Here is a 580-nt window from a genome sequence, read left to right as displayed (position 1 = left end):
CCTGAAGGCCGGCGGCAATGCGATTGATGCGGCGATCGCCGCCGTGGCGATGCAGGGCGTCATCGACCCCCACATGACCGGCATCGGCGGTGATTGTTTCGCGATCTACGCTCAGCCCGGCAAGGCGCCGATCGCGCTCAATGGCTCCGGGCGCGCACCCGCGGCGGCGACGCTGGCCTGGTTCCGTGAGCAGGGAATGACGTCGATTGCCGATAATTCACCCCATGCGGTGACGGTTCCGGGCGCGGCCGATGCCTGGTGCCGGCTCTCGGCTGACCATGGTCGCCTCAGCCTGGAGGAAGTGCTGCAGCCTGCGATCAAGGCGGCGGAGGACGGCTTCCGGGTGACGCCGCGGGTCGCCCATGACTGGGCGATCTACGCCAATCGCCTGCGCAAATATGAGGGTGCGGCCGCTGTCTATTTGCCGGGTGGCGAAGCCCCCCGCGTTGGTGATCGCATGATCCATCCCGCGCTCGGGCGGACGTTGCGCCGGCTCGGCCAGCAAGGACGCGACGCCTTCTATCGCGGGCCAGTGGCGGACGAGATCGTTTCCGTTCTCAATCGCAACGGCGCTCTGCAT

Annotated in this window: 1 protein-coding gene; it reads left to right on the top strand. The window is 67.6% G+C overall.

Annotated features, from left to right (window positions below; all coding sequences use genetic code 11):
- On the top strand, nt 1-580 hold a 580-nt coding region (locus AB4Y92_RS25310), incomplete at both ends, for a gamma-glutamyltransferase (RefSeq protein WP_441822119.1).

The sequence above is a fragment of the Lysobacter sp. TAB13 genome (genome assembly GCF_052113885.1).
Classification (GTDB): Bacteria; Pseudomonadota; Gammaproteobacteria; order Xanthomonadales; family Xanthomonadaceae; genus Lysobacter; species Lysobacter gummosus.
Note: the sequence above shows the minus strand (reverse complement) of the source record. Positions and strands in the feature narration are given on the sequence as shown.